The 4,369-nt window shown below is 51.3% G+C and carries 5 protein-coding genes and 2 pseudogenes; 4 read left to right on the top strand and 3 right to left on the bottom strand.

The window, feature by feature from the left end; translation table 11 throughout:
• Window positions 1-393, bottom strand: a pseudogene (locus ACXJJX_RS00870) (hypothetical protein); the annotation flags it as partial.
• Window positions 394-469: 76 nt separating this feature from the next.
• Between ACXJJX_RS00870 and ACXJJX_RS00875 the strand changes: the two are divergent.
• From ACXJJX_RS00875 to ACXJJX_RS00890, 4 genes are all read left to right on the top strand, one after another.
• The gene (locus tag ACXJJX_RS00875; protein WP_456430961.1) at window positions 470-1,492 is read left to right on the top strand and encodes a M42 family metallopeptidase; all 1,023 of its coding nucleotides are present in this window, start codon (window positions 470-472) and stop codon (window positions 1,490-1,492) included.
• A 74-nt stretch (window positions 1,493-1,566) separates the two neighbouring features.
• Window positions 1,567-2,277, top strand: a complete 711-nt coding sequence (gene rph, locus ACXJJX_RS00880) for a ribonuclease PH (protein ID WP_456430962.1) — start codon at window positions 1,567-1,569, stop codon at window positions 2,275-2,277.
• Window positions 2,274-2,882: an XTP/dITP diphosphatase gene (locus ACXJJX_RS00885; RefSeq protein WP_456430963.1), complete on the top strand. Its 609-nt coding sequence runs from the start codon at window positions 2,274-2,276 to the stop codon at window positions 2,880-2,882. Before rph ends, ACXJJX_RS00885 begins: the two co-directional genes overlap by 4 nt.
• A gap of 74 nt (window positions 2,883-2,956) precedes the next feature.
• Window positions 2,957-3,436, top strand: a complete 480-nt coding sequence (locus ACXJJX_RS00890; RefSeq protein ID WP_456430964.1) for a phosphate-starvation-inducible PsiE family protein — start codon at window positions 2,957-2,959, stop codon at window positions 3,434-3,436.
• On the opposite strand, the gene nth is transcribed toward ACXJJX_RS00890, so the two are convergent.
• Together nth and ACXJJX_RS00900 are read right to left on the bottom strand one after the other, a co-directional pair.
• Window positions 3,433-4,080 carry an endonuclease III gene (gene nth, locus ACXJJX_RS00895; protein ID WP_456430965.1) on the bottom strand — a complete coding sequence of 216 codons (648 nt, stop codon included), beginning with the start codon at window positions 4,078-4,080 and terminating at the stop codon, window positions 3,433-3,435. The two genes, ACXJJX_RS00890 and nth, sit on opposite strands and share 4 nt — an antisense overlap.
• A gap of 49 nt (window positions 4,081-4,129) precedes the next feature.
• Window positions 4,130-4,369, bottom strand: a pseudogene (locus ACXJJX_RS00900) (amino acid transporter); the annotation flags it as partial.

Here is a 4,369-nt window from a genome sequence, read left to right on the forward strand (position 1 = left end):
ACTCCAGGCGTTTTGAAAGTAGATAATCTCCTGAAGAGGAACCTTTTCTTTAATCTCCAGGCAAAGATGGTTACGACAGATAATTGGCCGGGCCAGAATTTTACAACCTTTAGGGCCAACGAAAAAACATCCCTGCTCTAGCTCCCTTTCCCCAGGCAGGCTAACCCCTAAGAGAAGATTGAGCACCAAGATACAAAGATCGACGTGGCGTTCAAGTCCTCTTCCACAACAGGTTTGTCCGTCTTCATCCGGACAAGTGGCACAAATGGCGGCAATTCCCGTAGTGATTAAGGCCCGATTGGTAATCTCTATGGCCCGCCGGTAACGGATAAGATCATCGGCCAGTATCGCCTCAAGTTGGGCTCTCGAAGAGCGATAAATCTTCCTGGCCAAGGAGAGCCTTTTTTGGATAGACTCATCCATAACAGCCAAGATAACACGTCTTCAATGAGCCACAAGGAGGACAAAGATGACCAAAAATGCTTTAGATTGGTCTCTTCTTGAACGCCTATGCAAGGCTCCCGGGGTACCAGGGGCCGAAGAGGCGGTGGCCGAGATGGTTATAGAGACCATAAGTCAGATTCTCCCTGAGGCCGAATTTGAAAGAGATGCCTTAGGCAATGTCATCTTTCATCGCCCGGGGCCTGGTCCCCGGCTTCTTCTCGATGCCCATCTTGATGAGGTCGGTTTTCTGGTCCGCAAGATAGAAAAAGGAGGTTTTGTCCGGGTGATTCCTATCGGAGGAATAGACCCCAGGGTTTGCTATGGCCAGCAAGTGGTCATCTGGGGCGAGAAACCGGTTATTGGAATCTTTGTTGCCACCCCTCCTCACCTCCGAGAGCCCACCCGGGAGGTACCGGAGATAGACGAGATGCTCATCGACACCGGTCTGGGATCCGAGGTCGAGAAGGTACTCTCTGTTGGAGATCCGGTAACCTTTGCCTCCGGATTCAAGGAGACACCTTTTTCTATTATGGCCCGGGCCCTCGATGACCGGGTGGGGCTTTTCGTGATGATTGAAGCCTTGAAGAGGGTTCCCCAGACAACTTATGACCTTTATCTTCTGGCCAGCGTCTCTGAAGAGATTGGTCTTAAAGGGGCCAAGGTCGCCGGAGAGCGAATCAGACCTCAGCTAGCTATTTGCCTTGAGGGAACCATGGCTACAGATATCCCGGGGACTCCAGAATCAAAAATTACGGCTAGGCTTGGACGAGGACCAGAGATCAGAATGGCCGACGCCCGTTTTCTGGCCGACAGAGCCCTCTGCCAGAAGCTGGCCCAAGTGGCCCAAGAAGCCGGAATCCCCTATCAGCTGGTAGTAAAAAATAAGGGCGGTACCAATGCCGCTGCTCTTCAGCTTGCCGCCTTAGGAGTTAGAGCCACAGCGGTCTCAGTACCGGTCCGCTACATCCACGCTCCATGGACCCTGGCCTTAAAGGCCGATATAGAGGCCACCGTCTCTCTGATAGCCTGTTTTCTGGAGGATCTGTAAAACCTTATTGGCTGAAATGGCAGAGATTCCTTTAATCTTGACAACGCCCCAACCATAGGCCAGAGTTACTGGCCATGAGGCCTGATGGTCGTCGTCCCGATGAATTAAGGCCCGTAACCATAAGGCGCCGATTCATTTCCCATGCCGAGGGATCAGTCCTCATTGAGATGGGCAACACCAGGGTCATCTGCACGGTCTCGGTAGAAGATAAGGTCCCGGCCTTTCTAAAAGATACCGGAAGTGGTTGGATCACCGCCGAATACGCCATGCTCCCCCGCTCTACCCTTACCCGTTCTCAGCGGGAAATCGGTCGCCCTAGAGGGCGGACGTACGAAATCCAGCGTTTAATAGGGCGCTCCCTTCGGGCTGTTGTTGACTTAGCCAAGCTTGGTGAACGAACCTTATGGGTTGACTGTGACGTTATCCAGGCAGATGGTGGCACCCGGACAGCGGCGATTACCGGAGCCTATGTGGCCATGAGGGAGGCTGTAGAGTACCTCCTTAACAAGGGCCTCATAGAGGAAGACCCTATTCGGGAGGCCTTAGCGGCAGTAAGTGTAGGGGTAGTCGGCGGGGAGATACTTCTTGATCTTTGCTATGAGGAAGACGCTCTGGCCGAAGTAGACGCCAACTTTGTAATGACCGAGTCAGGAGGCCTGGTAGAGATCCAGGCTTCAGCAGAAAAGAATCCCTTTTCTTGGAAGGCCTTGGAGACAATGAGGAATTTGGCCTGGAAGGGGATAGAAGAGCTTCTGACTCATCAGAGAAGGGCCCTTCAGGGATGAAACAAATAATTATTCTAGCCACTAGAAACAAAGGTAAGCTCAGAGAACTTCGGGCCCTACTTAAAGACCTCCCTATAGAGGTTAAGGGGCTTGATGGTTTTGATGTCCCTTCGGTTGTTGAAGACGGCAGGACTTTTTTAGAAAACGCCCTAAAGAAGGCCAAGGCCGTGGCTTTAGCTACAGGCCTTCCGGCCTTAGCCGACGATTCAGGCCTGGAGGTAGAGGCTCTGGGTTGGGCGCCAGGGGTATATTCGGCTCGCTACGCCGGTCCTGAGGCCACAGATGAGGATCGTAATGCCAAGCTCCTTGAGGCTCTGGCCAGTGTCCCTCCGGAGAGACGCCGGGCTCGTTTCCGGTGCGTGGCTGTAGTCTACCATCCTTCCTACCGATGGTTTGCTGTAGAGGGAATCTGTGAAGGATATATTGCCGAAGCTCCTAAAGGAGAGCATGGTTTTGGTTATGATCCTGTCTTCTTTGTCCCGGAATTTGGCAAGACCATGGCGGAGCTATCCCCAGAGATAAAAAATAAGATCAGCCATCGGGCCCGGGCTATGAACAGGGTCAAGGAGATTCTTCCGGGCTTCCTGGGGCTGAAGGCCGAATAAGGAGCCAATGAACACTGATAGAAACGAAAGTTTACTGCTAACAAAACGGCTGAAGGCCGAATAAGGAGTTACCAATGCCCCCCAAAAGACCCCCTGATTGGGATCTTCTCTTCCAGGAATACTTTCATAAGATAGAACGGATCCTCTACATCTGTGTGGCCGTGGGTATTGCTATTGCCACCGCAGAGGTCATCTATGATGGCAGCCGGGCCCTAGGAAGTGCCTTTTTCCACGGAGATATCTCCCACGGTATTCTCAAAGTGATGGATCGGTTTCTTCTGGCCCTTATGTTTCTAGAGATCCTGCATACCGTCCAGATAGTCTTCAGTGAAAGCTATCACTTGGCTTGTGTGGAGCCCTTCTTGATGGTGGCCATTATTGCCTCTATCAGGCGTTTCCTCCTCATCTCCTTTGAGACCTCCCACAGCGGGGCCATTGATCCAGAAAAGTTCCGTTACTTCATGATTGAAATGGTAGTCTTGGGAGTTCTGGTAATAGCCCTAGTGGGGGCCGTACTTCTATTGAGAAGATCACGCCAGAAAAAGCCCCTTTAAAGGAACTCCCGGGCCGATGGGCAAAGATCCTTTACCGGACAGTCCTGGCAACGGGGTTTACGGGCCTTGCAGACCTTGCGTCCGTGATCAATAAAGATGTAAGGGATTCTGGCCCAATCCTCTCGGGGGATTATGGCCATAAGGTCCTTTTCAATTTTATTGGGATCCTTCTCTTTGGTGAACCCCAGTCTCTGGGATACCCTGCGGACGTGGGTATCTACCGGGATCCCCTCCACCACTCCATAAGCATTAGCTAAGACAATATTGGCTGTCTTCCGGGCCACTCCAGGCAGACGGAGCATTTCTTCCATCGTCCGGGGAACTTGGCCGCCAAAATCCTGAAGGATGATCCGGGCGGCCTCTTTAATATTACGGGCCTTGTTACGATAAAAACCAGTAGGCTTGATATCTTGCTCTAGTTCTTCTAATGGAGCTTCGACGTAAGCCGACACAGTAGGGTATTTTTTAAAAAGCTCTCTGGTTACCTGGTTAACCCTTTCGTCAGTACATTGAGCCGAAAGGACCGTAGCCACCAGAAGTTCAAGTGGATTAGAAAACTTAAGGGCAATCTTGGCTTTAGGATAGGTCTTTTTGAGGATATCAAGGACTTTTTCAAGGCGTTTTCTTTCTTTCTGATCAAGCATAACTTCCTCCTTACAAAAGGAAAGCCGGATAATTAAGGACTATTTCATTTCAAGATCCTTCAATAAATCGGAAGCCTTTGGGTTGCAATTTTTCTTTATCTTCCGGAGTTACAAAAGAGATCTTTAAGGGGTGGTAAGAGGCCAAGCCGGCCGAACGACGAATACGTTCCTCCCCTTTAAGGGCCTCTTCTCGGCTCATTTTTTTGCCGGTGACCACCGCCAAGTGGAGCTTGTTGGCCGCCGCCTTTTCTCCTCGGGCCAGTTCATCGAGGAGATAGACCTCGGCCCC

It is taken from the genome of Thermosulfuriphilus sp. (assembly GCF_054026695.1).